The 19484-nt window shown below is 65.3% G+C and carries 14 protein-coding genes; 6 read left to right on the top strand and 8 right to left on the bottom strand.

The window, feature by feature from the left end:
- Positions 1-16: 16 nt before the first annotated feature.
- The 3 genes from NFG57_RS16555 to NFG57_RS16545 form a co-directional block, all read right to left on the bottom strand.
- The gene (locus NFG57_RS16555; protein ID WP_108449960.1) at positions 17-1225 is read right to left on the bottom strand and encodes a CoA transferase; all 1209 of its coding nucleotides are present in this window, start codon (positions 1223-1225) and stop codon (positions 17-19) included.
- Positions 1226-1299: 74 nt separating this feature from the next.
- Positions 1300-2001: a GntR family transcriptional regulator gene (locus NFG57_RS16550; RefSeq protein WP_287164280.1), complete on the bottom strand. Its 702-nt coding sequence runs from the start codon at positions 1999-2001 to the stop codon at positions 1300-1302.
- A 262-nt stretch (positions 2002-2263) separates the two neighbouring features.
- Complete coding sequence (locus NFG57_RS16545; protein ID WP_287164278.1) at positions 2264-3010, bottom strand: Crp/Fnr family transcriptional regulator; 747 nt, start codon at positions 3008-3010, stop codon at positions 2264-2266.
- 178 nt (positions 3011-3188) lie between these two features.
- Between NFG57_RS16545 and thpD the strand changes: the two genes are divergently transcribed.
- The 3 genes from thpD to NFG57_RS16530 all read left to right on the top strand — a co-directional run bounded on the left by thpD (position 3189) and on the right by NFG57_RS16530 (position 4896).
- Positions 3189-4112, top strand: a complete 924-nt coding sequence (thpD, locus tag NFG57_RS16540) for an ectoine hydroxylase (RefSeq protein ID WP_108449962.1) — start codon at positions 3189-3191, stop codon at positions 4110-4112.
- An 89-nt stretch (positions 4113-4201) separates the two neighbouring features.
- Positions 4202-4411: a hypothetical protein gene (locus NFG57_RS16535; RefSeq protein ID WP_108132360.1), complete on the top strand. Its 210-nt coding sequence runs from the start codon at positions 4202-4204 to the stop codon at positions 4409-4411.
- Positions 4412-4542: 131 nt separating this feature from the next.
- Positions 4543-4896 carry a DUF488 family protein gene (locus NFG57_RS16530; RefSeq protein WP_108449963.1) on the top strand — a complete coding sequence of 118 codons (354 nt, stop codon included), beginning with the start codon at positions 4543-4545 and terminating at the stop codon, positions 4894-4896.
- A 173-nt stretch (positions 4897-5069) separates the two neighbouring features.
- On the opposite strand, the gene NFG57_RS16525 is transcribed toward NFG57_RS16530, so the two are convergent.
- Positions 5070-5885 (bottom strand): acyl-CoA thioesterase II, encoded by an 816-nt coding sequence (locus NFG57_RS16525; protein ID WP_108449964.1) that lies wholly within the window; start codon positions 5883-5885, stop codon positions 5070-5072.
- Positions 5886-6007: 122 nt separating this feature from the next.
- On the opposite strand from NFG57_RS16525, the gene tadA reads away from it, so the two are divergent.
- Positions 6008-6460, top strand: coding sequence for a tRNA adenosine(34) deaminase TadA (tadA, locus tag NFG57_RS16520; RefSeq protein WP_045991988.1), 453 nt, complete (start codon positions 6008-6010; stop codon positions 6458-6460).
- Between the two features lie 87 nt (positions 6461-6547).
- Here tadA and NFG57_RS16515 read toward each other — a convergent pair whose 3' ends face one another.
- The 4 genes from NFG57_RS16515 to mltF form a co-directional block, all read right to left on the bottom strand.
- Complete coding sequence (locus NFG57_RS16515) at positions 6548-8602, bottom strand: diguanylate cyclase (RefSeq protein ID WP_348814799.1); 2055 nt, start codon at positions 8600-8602, stop codon at positions 6548-6550.
- 120 nt (positions 8603-8722) lie between these two features.
- Positions 8723-10747, bottom strand: coding sequence for a sensor domain-containing diguanylate cyclase (locus NFG57_RS16510; RefSeq protein ID WP_348814798.1), 2025 nt, complete (start codon positions 10745-10747; stop codon positions 8723-8725).
- A gap of 237 nt (positions 10748-10984) precedes the next feature.
- Entirely contained in the window at positions 10985-12955 is a 1971-nt protein-coding gene (locus tag NFG57_RS16505) for a diguanylate cyclase (RefSeq protein WP_348814797.1), read from the bottom strand.
- 14 nt (positions 12956-12969) lie between these two features.
- Entirely contained in the window at positions 12970-14445 is a 1476-nt protein-coding gene (mltF, locus tag NFG57_RS16500; protein ID WP_348814796.1) for a membrane-bound lytic murein transglycosylase MltF, read from the bottom strand.
- 140 nt (positions 14446-14585) lie between these two features.
- Here mltF and purL point away from each other — a divergent pair, with 140 nt between their 5' ends.
- The gene (gene purL / locus NFG57_RS16495) at positions 14586-18503 is read left to right on the top strand and encodes a phosphoribosylformylglycinamidine synthase (RefSeq protein WP_348814795.1); all 3918 of its coding nucleotides are present in this window, start codon (positions 14586-14588) and stop codon (positions 18501-18503) included.
- A 173-nt stretch (positions 18504-18676) separates the two neighbouring features.
- Positions 18677-19480, top strand: coding sequence for a crotonase/enoyl-CoA hydratase family protein (locus NFG57_RS16490; RefSeq protein WP_045992008.1), 804 nt, complete (start codon positions 18677-18679; stop codon positions 19478-19480).
- The last annotated feature ends 4 nt before the right edge of the window (positions 19481-19484 follow it).

Raw genomic sequence — 19484 nt, 5'->3', positions numbered from 1 at the left:
TCGCTGGTTGGCGGTGCTAGATCACGCTGTCCTTGCGCAGGGCATCGATGCTGTTGTGGTCGAGTTCCAGCCAGTCGCCGAGCACCGCCTCGGTGTGTTCGCCCAGGGCCGGACCGACCTGGCGTACCTTGCCAGGCGTCTGCGACAGCCGCGGAAAGACGTTCTGCATCGGCAGCGGCTTGCCGTGGCGGTCCGGCACCTCGACGATGGAGCCGCGCTCCTTGATGTGCTCGTCTTCGAGCATGTCCTTGGCGGTGTACACCAGGCCCGCCGGGACACCGGCGTCGGCCAGCAGGTCGACGATATGCTGGGCGTCGTGGTGGGCGGTCCAGGCGGCGATCAGCTCGTCGATGGCCTGCTGGTTCTCGCCTCGCGCGCGATGGTCGGCATAGTCCGGATGATCGGCCAGGGTGGGCTGGCCCATGGCCTCGCACAGCCGGCGGAAGACGGTATCCTGATTGGCGCCGATGATGACGTCCCGGCCGTCCCTGGCGGGATAGGCGTTGGACGGCGCGATCTTGGGCAGGAAGCTGCCTGCGCGCTCACGGATCTTACCGGCCCGGGCGTAGTCGGGGATCAGGCTCTCCATCATCGCCATCACCGCCTCGAAGATGGCGCTGTCCACCACCTGGCCACGCCCGGTCTTCTCGCGCTGGTGCAGCGCCAGCAACGCGCCCATGGCGCCCTGGACCCCGGCCAGTGTGTCGCCCAGCGAAATTCCCACCCTGACCGGGGGACGGTCCGGGTAGCCGCTGATGTAGCGCAGTCCGCCCATGGCTTCGCACACCGCCGCGAAACCGGCACGCGACGCGTAGGGACCGTCCTGGCCGAAGCCGGTGACCCGCACCATGATCAGCCCCGGGTTGTCGGCCGACAGGCTCTGGTAGTCCAGGCCCCAGCGCTCCATGGTGCCGGGGCGGAAGTTTTCGATCAGCACATCGGCCTTGGCCGCCAGGCGCCGCAGCAGGTCCTGGCCCTCTGGCTTGCGCAGATCGAGGGTCAGCGACTGCTTGTTGCGGGCGATCACGTTCCACCACAGCGGTTCGCCGCTCTCGTCGGTCTGGCCCCATTGGCGCATGGCGTCGCCCTTGCCCGGTGGCTCGATCTTGACCACCTGGGCGCCGAAGTCGGCCAGTACCTGGCCGCAGGTGGGCCCGGCGATAAGCTGGCCGAGTTCGAGCACCTTGAGGTCGTCCAGCGGGAGTGAGGCGATAAGCTCGTTCATGTTGGAGGTCCGTGGTCAGAGGTCGAAGGTGGAAGATGAAGGGTGAAACGCAAAAAAGGGCCGCGTCGGGAGGATCACGGGGGCGATGAGGTCGCGGTCGAGGTGTCGACGGTCACGTGCAATACCCGCGCGGCCAGCAGATGGGCGCGCATCACGTTCTCCGCCCAGGCGGCGTTGCCGGCGCCGATGGCGATCAGCATCTCGCGGTGGTGCTGCATGCTGCGTTTGAGCGCCGAGCGGTCGTAGCTGGCGAAATTGCGTCGGATGATCGAGGTACGCACCACGCTCTCGAGGATCTGGGCCAGACGCTGGTTGTCGCTGGCCTGGATCAACAGGCGGTGAAACTCGTGGTTGAGCGAGGCCAGCTCGCTGTGGCCCGCACCATCGAGGGGGCTCTCGGTCAGGGCCTCCATGCGCGAGGCCAGGTCGTCCAGATGGGCGAGGGTGTCAGCGTCGATGTGTCGGCAGGCGAGTCCGACCGCCATGGGTTCGAGTACCAGGCGCAGTTCGAACACTTCACGAGCGTCCTTTTCGGTCCACTCGGTCACCCTGGCGCCCTGATGGGGGATGGCCTCGAGCCAGCCCTCTGATACCAGCTCCCGCAGCGCCTCGCGGACCGGGGTACGGCTGACCTCGAGTTCCCGGGCAACCGCCGCCTCACGCACGAATTCGAGCGGTCGATAGGCGCCGTCGAGGATGCGTTGCTTGATGGCTTCATGGACCTGGGCGGTGGCCGTGCGGGCACCGCTGGCTTCGAGCGGGGTGGTCGGAGTCACGAGGAAATCTCTTACATTGCATACAATCATAAGAGTAGAGGGCTTTATGGCTGGGCGAAGTTAGACTTTTGGTCGAAATTGCATGCAGCGGCCGGTGATTCCCCGGTGGTGGACCAGTCCTAGGCGCTGTCCGAAAAGTCGACGAGCGAAGGTTAGACAAGGCAAAAATCGGTGAGAAAGCGCAGTTTACGGGGTGTAAATGAGCATTTTGATCCGATTTTTAACGCCGTATTACCGAGCGCAGGCACTTTTCAGACAAGCCCTAGCCCACCGCGTCGTTGGCCGCGAATACGCTGTCGGCCAGGTAGCGTTCGTCGAACTGGCCGGCATCGGCCAGGGCGGCCGGATCAGGCAGCAGCAGACGATGACGGTTTCGGTGCAGCAGGCCCTCCTCGTCGAGTGCACTGAAGGTGCGACTGACGTGCACCGGGCTCAGCCCCAGCACGTCGGCCAGCATTTCCTGGGACAGTGGCAGACGCAGGCTGTGGTCTTCCTGCCGGCCAGCGGTCTTGGCCAGGCGCTCGTACATTTCCATGATGAAGTGGGCCAGCTTCTGTCTGGCGCTGCGTCGCGACAGGTTGACCAGGCGCTCGGTCAGCAGCACCTGCTGGCGGCTGGCCATGGCGAAGAGGATCGAGGTCAGGGTGGTCGACTGTTGAAAGATGTCGGTCAGACGGGCGTGGGGGAAGCGGCAGATGATGCCGTCCTCGATCATCTGGACGCCGGTAAGACGCTGATGAAAGGCGTATTCGCGTAGCCCGATCACGTCGCCGGGGAGGTAGACCTCCAGGATCTGGCGCGCGCCGTCTTCCAGCTGCCGGTAGGAGAAGGCCCAGCCCTGGCTCAGGGTGAAGAAGTCCTGGGCAGGATCGCGTTCTTCCCAAAGACTATCGCCGGCCTTGACCTCCAGCGGTGACTTCTCGAGCGCGCCCAGTAGCTGGCGATCGCCATCGCTGAGCGGGTGATAGTGGCGAAAATGCTTGACGATGCAGCTGTCCCGGTTCGACACGGCAAGGCTCCTTGCACGACAGGCCCGATGGAGAATGCGTATTAGGGGTTTACGTTAACTCAGGTTATGTCGGCGCGGTAGATACACGCCCAGGATGGGGGTCCATCGCCGAGGTCGGTCAAGGCACAGCGTCTCCGGTCACGGCGATCCATTCTGGAATCGTTACGGAGGCGGAGTCATGACTTACGCACCCAACCAACTGTCGATCCGTTCGGATGATGGCTATCCCACACGGCTTGACGCGCCAATGGGCAATATCGCCCGCCATTGCCCGGTCGTCCATGCGACGCCCGAGCAGCGCCAGGCCGGGCCGCTCGACGAGCAGGAGCTGGCCGCATTCGAAGAACGTGGCTTTCTCTGGTTCGACAGCTTCTTTGAGGCCGACGACATCGAGCCCTTCTTCGATGAACTAAGCGCCATGGAGCGCGATCCCGAGCTGACCGGCAGCGACAAGGTCATCACCGATCCTGTCTCAGGCGCCATTCGTTCGGTGTTCGGCATGCACGAATTGTCCGAGCGCTTCGATCGCCTGACTCGCTCGCCGCGGCTTCTGAAGATCGTCGAGCAACTGCTCGGGGGCGGTGTCTACGTGCACCAGTCGCGGATCAACGACAAGGCCGGCTTCCAGGGCAGTGGCTTCGATTGGCACTCGGACTTCGAGACCTGGCACGCAGAAGACGGCATGCCCGGCATGCGCGCGCTGAGTGTCTCGCTGATGCTCACCGACAACGGCGAGTTCAATGGACCGCTGATGCTGGTACCGGGCTCCCATCGCCAGTTTGTCCCCACCGTGGGACGCACCCCGGACCAGAACTGGGAGACCTCGCTCAAGGCGCAGCACATCGGCGTACCCACCCGAGAGCAGCTGGGACCGATCATCGAACAGCAGGGCATCGAGGCGCCCAAGGGGCCGGCCGGGTCGATTCTGCTGTTCGACTGCAACGCGCTGCATGCGTCCAACAGCAACCTGTCACCGTGGCCGCGCTCCAACCTGTTCTTCGTCTATAACAGCGTCGACAACCGCCTGGTCACCCCCTTCGGCGCCAAGTCCCCACGGCCCGAGCACCTGGCAGCGCGCGAGCGCACGCCGGCACTGGGATGATCCGGTGCCAGCCAATGTCGGTAGATGGCTTCGCCCTTGGGCGTGGCCGCTCCCCATCAAGAGAAAAGAGCCATCAAGAGGAAGCCCCCATGCACATTGGCGACACCCTGCTGATTGCCCGTGATCTGGTCATGGTAGCCGAGGACCAGTTGTCCTCGGGTAACACCGCCGAGATCATCGATACCTCGGCCCTGGTCGAAGGTGACGGTGACGACATACGTCTGCCGCGCTATCGGGTACTGATCGACGAGGTCGGGGAGCGGGATTGCTCCTGCACCATTCTCGAACGCCTCGAATAGTCGGGTGCTGGCGCCTGGTCTGACGATCGGCATCGGCTTCTGTATCGGCTGCGAGTGCCAAAGCCACATGGGGTGACGGCCGGGCCATGCGTCTGTTAAGGATGGAGCACATTCTCGGACGTGGAGGCACGATGACGATTCAGCTCAAGCGGGCCTACGATGCGCCCGCCAACAACGACGGCTATCGGGTGCTGGTGGACAGGCTCTGGCCGCGGGGGATCGCCAAGGACGAGGCGCGTATCGATGAATGGATCAAGGAGGCCGCCCCCAGTGATGACCTGCGCAAGGCCTTTCACAGCGAAGCACTGGGCTGGGGCGAGTTTCGTCAGCGCTATCTGGCTGAGCTGAAGGCGCAGCGGGAAACGCTCAGACCCCTGGCCGAGCGCAGCCAGCAGGACAAGGTCACCTTGGTGTTTTCCTCGAAGGATGAGACCCACAACAACGCCGTGGTGCTCAAGGACTACCTGGCCATGCTGACCGGGTGACATTCGGGCGGACCACCGGGCATCACGGCCTCGAACCTCCGACCCACGCATTACGAATGCGTTGCTCTACCTGCTGAGCTACACCGGCTTGACACCACCTTCTCGATCACCCCGGGCCTACCGCCAGCCCGGCTAGCGGGGTTTCCAGGCGTCCCTGATGGCCCCCCTGTGCGCTAGCCCCGGGGCTCCCTCAGGCGTGTCAGGCCTTCCTGGGCGCTGGAGGCCACCAGTTCGCCTTTTCGATTGTAGATACTGCCACGAGCCAGGCCTCTGGCGCCGCCGGCCCAGGGGCTGTCCATGTCGTACAGCAGCCAGTCGTTGACGGCCACGTCCTGGTGAAACCAGAGCGAGTGGTCGAGGCTGGCGATCTGCAGCTTGGGGTCGCCGAAACGGATGCCATGGGGCACCAGGGCGGTGGTCAGCAGGTTGAAATCCGAGCTGTAGGCGAGCAGGTAGCGATGCAGAGCGGGGTCATCGGGCAGCTCGCCATTGAGCCGGAACCACAACCGCTTGCGTGCGGGCGCGCCGTCCTCGGCGGTGTCTTCCACATGGCGAAATTCGATCGGGTGGCCGGGGAAGCGCAGGATCTCGTCGCTGTCGCCGGGCTCTGTTGCTTCGAGGGCGGGCATGCTGGCCTGGTGGCTCAGGCTGTGTTCCTGGCCATGGAAGGAAGCGCTGCAGAAGAAGATCGGACGGCCCTTCTGGATCGCGGTGATGCGGCGGGTGGTGAAGCTGCCTCCGTCACGAACGCGGTCGACCTGATAGACCACCGGCATGGCGGCGTCGCCGGGACGCAGGAAGTAGCCGTGCAGCGAGTGCACCTGACGCTCCGCCGCGACGGTCTGGGTGGCCGCCGACAGCGCCTGGCCCAGTACCTGGCCGCCGAACAGCTGGGGAAGCCCCAGGTCCTGGCTGCGTCCACGAAACAGGTTCTCTTCCAGCATTTCCAGGCCCAGCAGGTCTACCAGACCCTTCAAGGCGTCCGACATTCGCGTATCCTCCTTGCGCCGGGATAGCCCGGCTAGTTGATGGCGGTGACACGGTGGCGATTGCCGTGCCCGCGACAATGGTTCAGCATTTGCCTGGGCTCAGTGTACGGGAGTGCAACACCTTGCGCAGTGACGAATTTTACATGCATCGAGCGCTGGAACTGGCCGAGCGGGCGGCCCAGGCAGGAGAGGTGCCGGTCGGTGCGGTGGTGGTGGACGCGGCCGGAGAGATCATCGGTCGCGGCGCCAATGGCCCCGTGGCGAGCCATGATCCCAGCGCCCATGCCGAGGTTCAGGCGCTCAGGGACGCCGGGGTGAGCCTGTCGAACTATCGGCTCGAGGGCTGCACGCTGTACGTGACGCTGGAACCCTGCATGATGTGCTCCGGGGCCATCATCCACGCCAGGATCCGGCGTCTGGTCTACGGTGCGGCGGAGCCTCGTTCCGGCATGGTCGAGTCCCGAGCCAACCTGTTCGCCCAGCCCTGGCACTTCCACCAGGTGGAGGTCGAAGGTGGGGTGCTGGCGAGCCGAGCCTCTCGCCTGCTCAAGACGTTTTTTGCCGAGCGCCGATGAGCCTTTGCCGAAGCGCAAAGCACTGAGGCAACGTCGGCGGTGCAGACCAGGGTACTCAAGACTCCCGTTACAGGCGTCGAGCCTCGTTCAGGCGGTGAAGGGCGGTGTGTCCAGGTCCGATGCGCCGTCGACGGTATCCACGAAGAGCTCGACCCGGTCGCGTCCCTGGTGCTTCGCTGTATAGAGCGCCTGGTCCGCCTGCTGTATCAGGCGTGCCAGATCTAGCGGTGCCTGGTCCTGGCATGCCACCCCTAGGCTGATGGTCAGTGGCGTGCCGTCGTGATGAGCCAGCGGTGCCTGTCGGACGGCACGCCGCAGACGCTCGGCCACAGCGCTGGCTTCGGCTAGCCGTCCTTCGGGAATGATCACCAGAAACTCTTCCCCGCCGTAGCGCCCCAGCAGGCCGTCATCCCCCAGGGTCTCCTGTGCAAGTCGACCTACCGCCTTGAGCACTCTGTCGCCTTCGGCATGGCCGAGGCAGTCGTTGATGCGCTTGAAGTGGTCGATGTCGACAAGAATGACGCTCAGGGGCAAGCGCGCCCGCCAGGTCTGGGCGGTGGCCTGAAGGTGACGTCGGTTCGGCAGACCGGTGAGTTCGTCGTGGTCGGCGAGCCAGCTGAGTTGCTGCTGCAGGCGATGGCGAGTGCGGACCTCGCGGCGAAGGTCTCCGTTGGAGCGTGCAAGCGCACGATGCTGGGAGGCCATCTGGTGCTGGCTGAACAATGTCAGATAGAGGAACTGGCTGAACAGCAGACCCAGCATCAGGGTGACAGCCGGAAGACGGCTGCGCAGGCGCGTCAGCAATCGGGTATCGGGGCGCAAGGTCAGCTCGAGCGGTAGATAGGCTGTGTCGACTGTCACCGCCTTATTGTCGGGTCGATGCAGGGGAATGGCGTCGAGGGGAACGGATACTGTCCACGGGGCCGGATGCCCCTCCATGGGCCATTCCTTGATCAGACGGTTATGGTAGGTAAGTCGGACCTGCAGGCTCCCCGCTCCCGAGGGGGGATGCGTATACATATTCTCGGCCATGGCTGACAGTGACAAGGTCGCTGCCAAGTGCCCGAGCAGCTTTCCACCGGGACGGCGAATCGGTAGCGAGAGCGTGATCTTCATCGTCGGTGCAGGAGCGTCGATGGCGAGGGTAGTGATCGGGGCCTCCGGGGGAAGCACCGCGGCAGGTTGAGGCATATCAGTGGACCTGGGGACGACTGTGGTCGCGGGGCTTCGCACATTGCCGCCGGTCACTGCGACGTAGCGCAGCGTCGCAAGGTAGGGAAAGTGGTCGCGAAGAGGTCGCGTCAGGTGCTGCCAGCGTTCGGTAGAGGGCGGGAGCGGCGATTGTTCGAGGAAAACCTGCAAATGTTGCAGTGAGTGTCGAAAGTCATTGAATTCGCTGGCCAGGCGTTCCTCCATGGCACGGCCTTCGCGCTGTCCTAGATATTGCAGTTCGCCATCGGCCTGAATCTCCAGGTACTGCCAAAGTGCCAGGGTTATCACGACCAGAAGTGTCGAAGGCCAAAGCCCACGCCTGAGACTGTCGCGGGTGGGACGCCAGCCGCTTACCACGCCCACCCACTGGCCGGCCAGCAACAGGCCGAGGACGGCGGTGACGGTGAGCGAGTGGGCGTGCAGCAGTGCCGCTGAAGGCAGCCAGCGATGCAGTGGTGTCTGGTCCACCAGCAACAGCAGGAAACAGGACATGTGGAGCAAGGGGACGCCCAGGCTCGAGCGCGTGCGCGCCAGTATCCCCAGGGTCAGCAGCGTCAGCATGACCAGTTCGACCAGCGGAGGGCGCCAGTCCAGCAGAGTCGAAGGCGCTGTCAGCCAACGGAAGGGTTCGGACAGGCGCTCCACGGATAGCCAGTCTTCCGGTGCGCAGGCGCTGAACACCAAACCTAGAAGGCATAGGAGCAATGGCCAAAGCACCAGGGCACTGGTGAGTACCCCCAGGCGTGTCCAGCGCCATTGACCGATGGCTACGATAAGGGCCAGCGCCAGGGTCGTCTGATTCGCCGGCAGAGAGGCTACCCGAGTATCGAGCACGGTGAGGGAGGCGACTGCCAGTGCCAGGGCGAGCAGGGTCAGCCCTTGGCTCAATAGCCGGTAGTGACGAACAACGGGTGTCGAGGTGTACCACATTCAGGCGTTCCAACCCTGGCGGCTCGCGGCCTGACTGGCCGCGCTACGATCAGCTTACCCAGGCGCTGATCGAGGCTCAGGAAGAAGTGCGCCGCCTCGCGCCAGTGGGGTTGACCTGAGTCAGGAGTGCAACAGACCGTTGGGCTCTGTGGCCTCGCTGGGCTCAGCAGCGGGCTTCGCTTCGGCGATTTCCACCCGATTGCGGCCCAGCCGCTTGGCGCGATACAGCGCCAAATCCGCTCGATGCAGCAAGTCCCTTGGCACAACGGGGCCTTCGGTCTGGGTGATCAGACCGATACATACCGTCATGGGACTGCCGTCTTCGTGTTGCACGCCGCAGGCCTGCACCTCGCGCCTCAGGTGTTCTGCCCAGTCATGTACCCAGGCGATATCGCCCTGTGGCAGATAGACCACGAATTCCTCGCCGCCGTAGCGGGCCAGCACGCCCCCCTGTGGAAGCAGTTTCTGCGCGCAGGCGGCGAAGCGCTTGAGCGCCTGGTCCCCGGCTTGATGGCCTTGTTGGTCGTTGATGCGCTTGAAATGGTCGAGGTCACATAACAGCAGACTGAGTGGGTTCTGGCCGGCATCCGTCGGCAGGCTGGCGAGAAAGGTGCGTCGATTGGCCAGGCCCGTGAGGTCGTCGTGTCCAGCCAGCCATTCGATGTTTTTCTGCAGGCGTGAACGACGCCGCATTTCTCGGCGTAGTTCGAGATTGGTATCGGCAATCTGGCGGTGCTGCTGGCGCTGCTGGTGGCGGCTGAACAACAACAGATAGAGCAGTAGAGCCATGATCAGGCCAGTGCACAGCGTTGAACTCGGATAGTGCAGCTTCAGGTGCTCCAGCAGCGGGCGGTTGGGGCGGAGCTCCAGGCTCAGGGTGTGGGACAGCAGACGAACATCGCTGACAAGCTTCCAGGGCGAATTCGTCGCTGACGCCGGTACCCGCCATAGGGTGCTGTCGCCGTCTTTCAATGTCAGCGTCATGGCGTCCGGTATATCGGCGAGCGCGGACAGGAGGTTGGAAGCTAAGGCGTCGAGGCTGAAGACCATGGCGACCGAACCCAGCAGCCGATCACCATCCACCGTGTGGATCGGCAGAAAGTGGATGATGCCCCAGCCTCCATCGGGCAGTGGCAGGATATCCGACGACACCGCGTCGCGCTGGTGAAAGCTCTGCTGCAGCTCTTGCACCCATGGCCTGTCGAGGGTCCCGTCCAGCAACCGGATACCTTGATAGGCCTGGTGCAAGCTATCGTCGGGATAGAGGTGCTGGACCCACCCGGAGGGATCGATGAGGGCCAGCAGAGGCAGCTCCGGGAAGTCGTGCAGAAAGCTCTGGGCTTCGTGGTGCCACATCGATGCCGAGGGCAGGCGTTGATCGATCTCCCAGATCAGATGGAAGCGATGCATGGCTCGAAGGGTATCGTCGATGCGGTCTGTCATCGTTGCCGACAGGCGATCGGTCTCCCGCTGAGCACGTTCGAATAGCTGCCGATTGGCCTCGCTATCCTGCTGGCACCACAGCAGAACCGTTGCCGTGGCAATAAGAAGACCGGGGCCCAGGGCGCGCAACAGGCTCGCCAGGTTGTGGCGCCAGCCGGTCACCACCGCCATGAACTGGGTCAGCAATAGCAGCCCGTTGCCCGCCAGCGCCCACGGGCCTGCAGGTGGCGCCAGCGGCGGCAGTGTCTCGGGCGCCGCCACCTGGTAGGCCAGGCTCCCCCACAGCAGGACGGCGATGGCGTGCAGCAAGGGGGTGCCCAGGCTGGCACGGGTGCGCAGGGCAAGACTCAAGGCCAGGCACGCCAGCAGCAGGCTGTCGGCCAACCCTGGCCACTGCCAGGAAAGGCGTGGGTGGCCAGTATCGAGCGGCGCCGGTGGATCGAAAGTCGCCAGAGACAGCCAGCCCTGGGGCAGGGTTTCGCCGGCCACGCCGATCAGCAGAGCGGCCAACACCGCCACCACCAGCGTCAGACTCAAGCCCAGCCGCTGGCGGTACCAGGCCAGTTGAGCAAGACCGATCAAGCCGCCCAGGACCAGGGTGGGCAAGGTGGTCGAGGCGGTAGTCCCGGCGAGGCTGGCGCAGAGCCCCGCAATGTACAGTGCCAGGGACAACAGCGTCAGCGGGATTCTGAGACGTAGCATGTACCCACTTTCCAGGCGAGGAGCTGGCGGTTGTTGGACGTTGTGGTCAGCGAAATATCTCGCCGAACCGATCAGCGAGAAGAATAGACGTTAGGGGGATTGTGCTGGAAAATGCGGCCAAGTGGGCGCGGAACCATGCCTTTCCTGATGTAGATCAAGGACATCGAGAGGGCGGGTGGGTGTCTGGTTGGCTCCTGGTGTATCAAGTCAGCGCGCCAGATCCGCGCGAGGCCGCGCTCAGGCGGGTGACGTGCACGCCTCGATGCGATTGCGCCCCTGTCGCTTGGCCCGATAAAGTGCCAGGTCCGCGCGATGGAGCAGGTCTTCGGCGATCAGGTCGCCGGCGCCGTGGCTGGCGATGCCGATACTCACCGTCATGGGGCGCCCATCGGCATGCTCAACGCCGCAGTTCATCACGCTCTGGCGCAGGGATTCGGCGATCTCGACGGCCTCGTCTGCGGCCACCCCGGTCAGCAGGGCGACGAATTCCTCGCCGCCGTAACGGGCCAGCACCACCCCTTCGGGCATCGCCAGGCGTCCCACCCGGGCGAAGCGACGAAGCGCCTCGTCCCCCGCCTGATGGCCGAGCTGGTCATTGATGCTCTTGAAGTGATCGATGTCACACAGAAGAACGCTCAGCGGGCGGCACTCCTGCTGTTCTCGCAACGTCGACATGAACAGGCGGCGATTGGGCAGCAGCGTCAGCTCGTCGTGGCCGGCAAGCCACTCCACCTCACGCTGCAGTTCGGTACGATGGCGGACCTCTCGGCGCAGCTCCTCGTTGGAGCGGTACATCGACGAGTGTTGTACCGACATGCGGTGGTGGCCGAATACCACCATGTACAGCAGGTAAGCCAGCAGCAGCCCGATACTGAGACTGGCCACCGGCTGGCGCGAACGCAGGCCCAGCAGGTAGCCGGTGGAGGCGTTCAAGGCGACGGTCAGCTCTTGTTCGTCGAGGGCAAGCAGGCTCAGCGTGGTCCATGGGCCTGGCGACTCGCTGGTCGGCCAGTCGCGGATGGTGTCACCGTCCACGGCGAAGCGCATGCGGATATGCTCACGGTCCAGCAGGGTCTCGGCGTAGAGCTTGTCGGCCAGCACCGGGAGGCTGAGCACCATGGCCGCAGCGCCGGTGACGCGCTGCTGGTCGGGGGAGGTGATCGGCAGGTAGTAGATCATGCCGGGCATCCCCTGCAGCAGTGGCACGACGCCGGTGTGGCCCTCCTGGTTGTCGGACAGTGCCTTCGCCAGTGCGTCGATGTAGGGGCGGTCCACGTCTAGTGCATTGATGCCGATGATCGCCCGGTTGCTGTCATCGCGTGGGTGGACAAGGCGGATGGTACCGTCGGCTTCGATATAGGCGATGTTGAGAAAGTAGCTGAAGTCCTGGTGGTAAAAGGCGGCCTGGCGCTCCCACTCTTCGGCGCTGGGGGCCTCTTCCAGCAGGCTCCAGAAGCTGGCGAAGCGTCTTACTGCCTCCAGGTGGGCCGTTATCTCGGCGCCAAGCTGAGTCGCCAGACGATCCGATTCGCCCTGCAGCTCGTCTTGAAGCTGCTGGTCCACGTACACACGTTGCTGGTTCCAGACAAACAGACTGACCAGCACCAGGGCGAGCGAGGGAATCAGGCTGCGCAGGATGCTGATCCGGGTGTGGCGCCACCCCGAGACCACGCCGACGAACTGGGCGACCAGCAAGAGTGCCAGCAACAGCATGCTGGCGGGGGTGCCTGCCAGGTTCTGCGGCGAGCGGATCTCGTCGGTGATCACCAGCAGCGCTTCGGTGACCAGTAACAGCGCCGCCAGCGCCTGCAGCAGTGGGGCGGCCAGGCTCGCCCGGGTGCGTCCCAGCAGCCCGCCAGTCAGCGCCAGCAGGATGAGCAGCTCCATCAAGGGCGGTCGAAGATCGTCGAGGCCCTGGACCCCGGGTAGCCACGATGCCCATTGGTCGAGCGTGACGTAAGAGATCAGTGCTTCGGGCAGCAGGTAGCTGGCCAGGCCCAGCAGCAGGATCGCCAGCACCGGCAGCAGACACACGACCGACAACCTCACCCCACGCCAGTACCACACTGCCTGGCCGATGCCGGTCAGCAGCAGCAGGGTCCAGCTGGCGCTGTGGCTCTGATCCTGGATCATCGAGGGATCGACGATCAGTCCCGCCGTGGCCAGCAGGATGACCAGCAGCGTCATGGACAGGGCAATTCGAGACATGAAGGCAAGGTGTCCTAGGGCATGGGGGGCACGAGTTCGAAGATCTCGGCGTCGGCTTGATCGGGCAGGCGGGCATTCAGCTGGTGGAACTGCTGCTGGCTGCGATCAACGTAGTCGAGGATCTCGAGATAGCGGCGAATATTCTGCACATAGATGACCGGTTCGCCACCCCTTGCGTAGCCGTGGCGTGTCTTGCTGTGCCACTGGCTTTCCTGCAACAGGGGCAGCGCCTCACGCACATCACGCCATAGATCCGGGTTGCCACCCCGCATGCGGGCGATGTCACGGGCGTCATACAGATGGCCGAGGCCCACGTTGTAGGCCGCGAGCGCCATGTAGAGACGGTCCTCACCGGTGATCGACTCGGGCAATCGCTGTTCGACGCTGCGCAGATAGCGTGCGCCGCCCTCGATGCTCTGGGCCGGGTCCAGCCGGTTCGATACTCCGACTTCTTCGGCGGTGGCGTTGGTCAGCATCATCAGCCCACGCACCCCGGTGGGCGACGTTGCCTCCGGGTCCCAGTGGGACTCTTGATAACCCACCGCTGCCAACAGCTTCCAGTCGAAGTGCTGCGCGCGGGCGGCCTCTCGAAACAGGGCATCGAATCGCGGCAGGCGCTTGTTGACGTGGTTGATGAAGACCCGGGCGCCGACGTACTCGAGATAGTCGTCGTGACCGAAGTAGCGGGCGGTGAGGCGGTCGAGTTCACCCTCTGCGCGAAGCTCGTCGAAGAACGTATTGGCGCGTTCGATCAGCGCCAGACCGTCTTTCCCGGAGAAGGCCCAGGCCATGGTCACCGGCTCGCCGATGTCGAAGCCGTCTTCCACTTCGGGGAAGAACAGACGATTGAGGCGGAACTGGTGGGCGTACACCACCGCAGCGTCCAGCTCGCCATCCTCGATGCGCCTGAGCAGCGAAGCGATCTCCAGGTCTTCCGCTTCCTTCCAGCTGAGGCGAGGGTGCTCGCGCTGCAATTCGTGCATGACGCGGCTGATGCCGGTGCCCTTGGCGATGCCGATGTTCCAGTCCTTGAGGTCATCGAGCGCCTTGGGCGGCTGCAGTCCTCGGCGATACACCACCATCGGCTGCATCGACAGGATCGGGCGCGAAAACACCAGGCCTTCCGCCAGCGGATCCAGCGGCAGGGCGGCCGCGCCGAGGTCGCCCTGGTGGCGCACCGCGTCGAGCACGCTCTGCACATGGTGGTCATCGCTCAGGTTCAAGCTGACCCCGAGGCGGTCGGCGAAGCGACGCATCAGTTCGTACTCGAAGCCGGTAGGTCCCTGGCGCCCCTCGTAGTAGGTAAAGGGGGTATTGCGGGTGTGCACGGTGATGAAATCACGTGCCAGTACTCGCTCCAGGGCAGCGCTTGAGGAGGGGCCGGGCGGCGTCGGCCAGAGCGCCCACAGCAGGCCCAGGCCACTGGTGGCAAGGATGCGCAGGCGCCGCGCATGACGGAAACCGTCCTTCATCGGGGCAAAATCGCTCATGGTGGAGCGCCCACCTTACCCAGCCCACGGGGCGCTGTCATCCGCATCGATTTCTCGCACCCGTCGGTTTCCAGTATCATATGCCGTCTCGCCCGCCGCGGCCCCCTTCTTTTATCGCTGATCTTCAGAGGCTCCTGGATATGCTCGAACTGCGCGGAGCGCCCGCCCTGTCCACCTTCCGTCACGCCAAGCTGCTGGCTCAACTGCGTGTGTCCGTCCCCGAGATCGAGGCGCTGCACGCCGAGTACGTGCACTTTGCCGATCTGGAGCGGGAGCTCGAGGCCACCGAACTGAGCCTACTCGAGCGCCTGCTCGACTACGGGCCGGCACAGCAGGATAGCGATGTGGAGGGGCTTGCGTTGCTGGTGGTGCCACGTATCGGCACCCAGTCTCCCTGGTCATCCAAGGCTACCGACATTGCCCACAACTGCGGTTTGACCCAGATCAACCGCCTGGAGCGCGGCATCCTCTATCGCATCAAGGTGCGCGGTACGCTGAAGGAAGCCCACTTCGACGCCATTGTCGCCGGCCTGCACGACCGCATGACCGAGACGGTGCTGCGAGACAGCTCCGACGCCGCCACCCTGTTCGCCCACCATGAGCCGGCGCCGCTGGGCCAGGTGGACGTGCTCGAGGGCGGCCGTACAGCGCTTGAGGTCGCCAATCGCGAGCTGGGACTCGCCCTGGCCGAGGACGAGATCGACTACCTGGTCGAGGCGTTTGTCGAGCTGGGCCGCAACCCCAGCGACGTCGAGCTGATGATGTTCGCCCAGGCCAACTCCGAGCACTGCCGCCACAAGATCTTCAACGCCGACTGGGTCATCGACGGCGAGGCCCAGAGCCACTCGCTGTTCAAGATGATCAAGAACACCTTCGAGGCCTCGCCGGACGGCATCCTGTCGGCCTACAGCGACAACGCTGCGGTGATCAAGGGCAGCGAGGCGCGTCGCTTCTTCGCCACCCCGCTGACCGGGCGTGACGGTGAGCGCGCCAGCTACGGCGGGGAAGTGGAGCCGATCCACATCCTGACCAAGGTCGAGACCCACAACCACCCGACCGCCATCGCGCCTCATCCCGGCGCGGCCACCGGTGCCGGCGGCGAGATCCGCGACGAAGGCGCCACCGGCGTCGGCGGCAAGCCCAAGGCGGGGCTGACCGGCTTTACCGTGTCCAACCTGCGTATCCCCGAGTTCGTGCAGCCCTGGGAGGCGTTCGACTACGGCAAGCCCGAGCGCATCGTCAACGCCCTGGAGATCATGCTCGAGGGCCCCATCGGCGGCGCCGCCTTCAACAACGAATTTGGCCGTCCCAACCTCACCGGCTACTTCCGTACCTACGAGCAGGACGCCCTCGGTGCCAGCGGCATCGAGCGTCGCGGCTACCACAAGCCGATCATGATAGCCGGCGGCTACGGCAACATCCGCGAGCAGCACGTGGCCAAGGGCGAGATCCCGGTGGGCGGCAAGCTGATCGTGATGGGTGGCCCGGCGATGTTGATCGGGCTCGGCGGCGGTGCAGCGTCGTCGATGGCCTCCGGCTCGTCGAGCTTCGATCTCGACTTCGCTTCTGTTCAGCGCGACAACCCCGAGATCGAGCGGCGTGCCCAGGAGGTCATCGACCGCTGCTGGGCGCTGGGTGACGACAACCCCATCTGCTTTATCCATGACGTAGGCGCCGGTGGTCTGTCCAACGCCTTGCCGGAACTGGTCAAGGACGGCGATCGTGGTGGTCTGTTCAGCCTGCGCGAGGTGCCCAACGCCGAGCCCGGCATGAGCCCGCTGGAGATCTGGTGCAACGAGGCCCAGGAGCGCTACGTGCTGGCGGTGGCACCTGCGGATCTCGAGACCTTCGACGCCCTGTGCCGGCGCGAACGCTGCCCCTACGCGGTGGTCGGCGAGGCCACCGCAGAGCACCACCTGGCGGTGGTGGACGGCCACTTCGACACCCGTCCAGTGGACCTGCCGATGAGCGTGCTGTTCGGCAAGCCACCCAAGATGCAGCGTGAGTTCGAGCGTGCGCCGCTGGAGCTGCCCGGTGTGATGCTCGACAACCTGGACCTGCGCGAGGCGCTGGATCGGGTGCTGCGTCTGCCCACCGTGGCCTCCAAGAGCTTCCTGATCACCATCGGCGACCGCTCGATCACCGGCCAGGTCGCGCGTGACCAGATGGTCGGTCCCTGGCAGGTGCCGGTGGCCGACGTGGCGGTGACCACGGCAAGCTTCGATACCCACGCCGGTGAGGCCATGGCCATGGGCGAGCGCTCGCCGGTGGCGCTGATCGACCCCGCCGCCAGCGCACGCCTGGCGGTGGCCGAGTCGATCACCAACCTGGCCGCTGCCCCGATCGCCCAGCTTGGCGACATCAAGATGTCGGCCAACTGGATGAGCGCGGCGGACCATGAAGGCGAGAACCAGGCGCTGTATGACGCCGTGCACGCCGTCGGCATGGAGCTGTGCCCGGCGCTGGGCATCGCGGTGCCGGTGGGCAAGGACTCCATGTCCATGCGCACCGCCTGGGAGCAGGACGGTGAGCAGAAGGCGGTGACCTCGCCGCTGACCCTGGCGATCACCGGCTTCGCTCCGGTCACCGACGCCATGAAGACGCTGACCCCGCAGATTCGCCTCGACCAGGACGAGAGCGACCTGCTGCTGATCGACCTGGGCGCCGGCAAGAATCGTCTGGGCGGCTCCGCCCTGGCCCAGGTCTACGGTCAGGTCGGCAACGACTGCCCGGACCTGGACGACGCCGAGGACCTCAAGGCGTTCTTCAGTGTCATCCAGGGGCTCAACGCCGACGGTCGACTGCTGGCCTACCACGACCGCAGCGACGGTGGCCTGATCGTCAGCCTGCTGGAGATGGCCTTCGCCGGCCGCGCCGGGCTCGAGATCAAGCTCGACTGGTTGATCGACGAGGCCGCCGAGGCGGTGGACGCGCTGTTCAGCGAGGAGTTGGGGGCGGTCATCCAGGTCAGCCGTGAGCACACCGAAGAGGTGCTGGCCCAGTTCGCCGCCGCCGGTATCGAGACCTGTGGCGTCATCGCCCGTCCGCGCTACGACGACCAGATCCGCGTGACCCTGTTCGAGGAGCCGTTGCTGGAGACCACCCGGCAGCTGACCCAGCGCACCTGGAGCGAGACCAGCTACCGCCTGCAGGCCCTGCGCGACAACCCCGAGTGCGCCAAGAACGAGTTCGACAACCTGCTCGACACCCGTGACCCGGGCCTGAGTGCCAGCCCGACCTTCGAGGTCGACGAGGACATCAGCGCACCCTTCGTCAACAGCGCACGTCCGCGTGCCGCCATCCTGCGCGAGCAGGGCGTCAATGGTCACCTGGAGATGGCCTGGGCCTTCGACAAGGCCGGCTTCGAGGCGGTCGACGTGCACATGAGCGACCTGCTCGAGGGACGTGTCGGTCTCGACGAGTTCAAGGGGCTGGCCGCCTGCGGTGGCTTCTCCTACGGTGACGTGCTCGGCGCCGGCGGTGGCTGGGCCAAGTCGGTGCTGTTCAACCCCCGTGCCCGCGAGCAGTTCGCCGACTTCTTCGCGCGCGAAGATAGCTTCGCACTCGGCGTGTGCAACGGCTGCCAGATGCTGTCCCAGCTCAAGGAGCTTATCCCCGGCGCCGAGAACTGGCCGCGCTTCGTGCGTAACGAGTCCGAGCAGTTCGAGGCCCGAGTGGCCATGGTGCAGGTGGAGAAGACCCCGTCGATCCTGCTGGCCGGCATGGAAGGCTCGCGCCTACCCATCGCCGTGGCCCATGGCGAGGGCCGCGCCGAGTTTCGCGATAGCGCCCACCTGCGCAGCATGCAGGGCTCGGGCCAGGTGGCCCTGCGCTATATCGACAACTACGGCCAGTGCACCACCCGCTATCCGGCCAACCCCAACGGCTCGCCCTCCGGTATCACCGGCCTGACCACGCCGGATGGCCGGGTGACGATCATGATGCCCCACCCGGAGCGGGTGGTGCGTGCCGTCACCAACTCCTGGCGGCCGGCCGAGTGGAGCCAGGACGGCGCCTGGCTCAGGCTGTTCCGCAATGCCCGGGTGTGGCTGGGCTGATCCTCCAGTCCCTCCAGACCCACGACAACGCCGCCTGCGGGCGGCGTTGTCGTATCCGGGACAACGTCAGGTGTTGTATCGAGCGGCGTCAGGTGCCAAGTTGAAGTTCCCGCTTTCGCAGTTTCGCCCCCTTTATCGATCACCTGACCGGCCACCTTATCGACGGAGCTTCCATGTCCTCATCCACCCAGCGCAGTTTTCATGACCGCTTGAGCGTTTCCCTGATCGACCATGTGGCACGGGTTCACCTCGAGCGGCCCGATCGCCACAACGCCATGGATCCGCCGATGATCGACGCCCTGCTCGAGGTTCAGCGCTGGCTCGGCGAGCGGGTGGGCCTGCGCGCCGTGGTGCTTACCGGCGAGGGCGAGAGCTTCTGTTCGGGACTGGACGTGGCCTCGGTGGTGGCAAGCCCCGAGCGCGTGGCCTGGCTGCTGACGCCGGACGCCAGTGGGGTCAATCCGGCCCAGCGCCTGGCGCTTGGCTGGCGTGACCTGGGGGCGCCGGTGGTAGCGGCGCTGCATGGTCACGTCTTTGGCGCCGGCCTGCAGATGGCGCTGGGTGCCGATCTGCGTATCGTTCACCCGGAGGCGACGCTGGCGCTGCCGGAGATCGAGTGGGGGTTGATGTCGGATATGGCGGTCAGCGTCACCGCCGCCGCGCTGCGCCAGGACGTGATTCAGGATCTGATGCTGACCGGCCGCCATCTGGCCGGCGACGAGGCCATGGTGCTGGGGCTGGCCTCGCGGCTGGACGAGGACCCGCGCGAGGCGGCCTTGGAGCTCGCCGTGTCCATGGCCCGGCGCTCGCCCAAGGCGGTGGCCGCGGCGCGTCGGCTGTGGCGAGAGGCGCCGCGCCTGGATGAGCGCGGACGCTTGGCCATGGAAGCCGAACTGCAGCGCAACCTGCTGGCCGGGCGCGAGCAGCGAGAAGCGACCCGGGCACGCCTGGACGGGCGCCCACCACGCTTCGATTGAGCGC

Source organism: Halomonas sp. H10-59, assembly GCF_040070555.1.
In the GTDB taxonomy this organism is placed as follows: domain Bacteria; phylum Pseudomonadota; class Gammaproteobacteria; order Pseudomonadales; family Halomonadaceae; genus Halomonas; species Halomonas litopenaei.
The sequence above is the reverse complement of the archived record's forward strand: the minus strand, read 5'-3'. Positions and strand labels throughout refer to the sequence as shown.

What these genes read in the sequence shown, in the direction of transcription:
- thpD (WP_108449962.1), top strand. Translation starts at nt 3,189, where the DNA reads ATGACTTACGCACCCAACCAACTGTCGATCCGTTCGGATGATGGCTAT.
- NFG57_RS16505 (WP_348814797.1), bottom strand. Translation starts at nt 12,955, where the DNA reads ATGTCTCGAATTGCCCTGTCCATGACGCTGCTGGTCATCCTGCTGGCC.
- NFG57_RS16535 (WP_108132360.1), top strand. Translation starts at nt 4,202, where the DNA reads ATGCACATTGGCGACACCCTGCTGATTGCCCGTGATCTGGTCATGGTA.
- mltF (WP_348814796.1), bottom strand. Translation starts at nt 14,445, where the DNA reads ATGAGCGATTTTGCCCCGATGAAGGACGGTTTCCGTCATGCGCGGCGC.
- NFG57_RS16490 (WP_045992008.1), top strand. Translation starts at nt 18,677, where the DNA reads ATGTCCTCATCCACCCAGCGCAGTTTTCATGACCGCTTGAGCGTTTCC.
- NFG57_RS16515 (WP_348814799.1), bottom strand. Translation starts at nt 8,602, where the DNA reads ATGTGGTACACCTCGACACCCGTTGTTCGTCACTACCGGCTATTGAGC.
- NFG57_RS16530 (WP_108449963.1), top strand. Translation starts at nt 4,543, where the DNA reads ATGACGATTCAGCTCAAGCGGGCCTACGATGCGCCCGCCAACAACGAC.
- NFG57_RS16555 (WP_108449960.1), bottom strand. Translation starts at nt 1,225, where the DNA reads ATGAACGAGCTTATCGCCTCACTCCCGCTGGACGACCTCAAGGTGCTC.
- purL (WP_348814795.1), top strand. Translation starts at nt 14,586, where the DNA reads ATGCTCGAACTGCGCGGAGCGCCCGCCCTGTCCACCTTCCGTCACGCC.
- NFG57_RS16525 (WP_108449964.1), bottom strand. Translation starts at nt 5,885, where the DNA reads ATGTCGGACGCCTTGAAGGGTCTGGTAGACCTGCTGGGCCTGGAAATG.
- NFG57_RS16510 (WP_348814798.1), bottom strand. Translation starts at nt 10,747, where the DNA reads ATGCTACGTCTCAGAATCCCGCTGACGCTGTTGTCCCTGGCACTGTAC.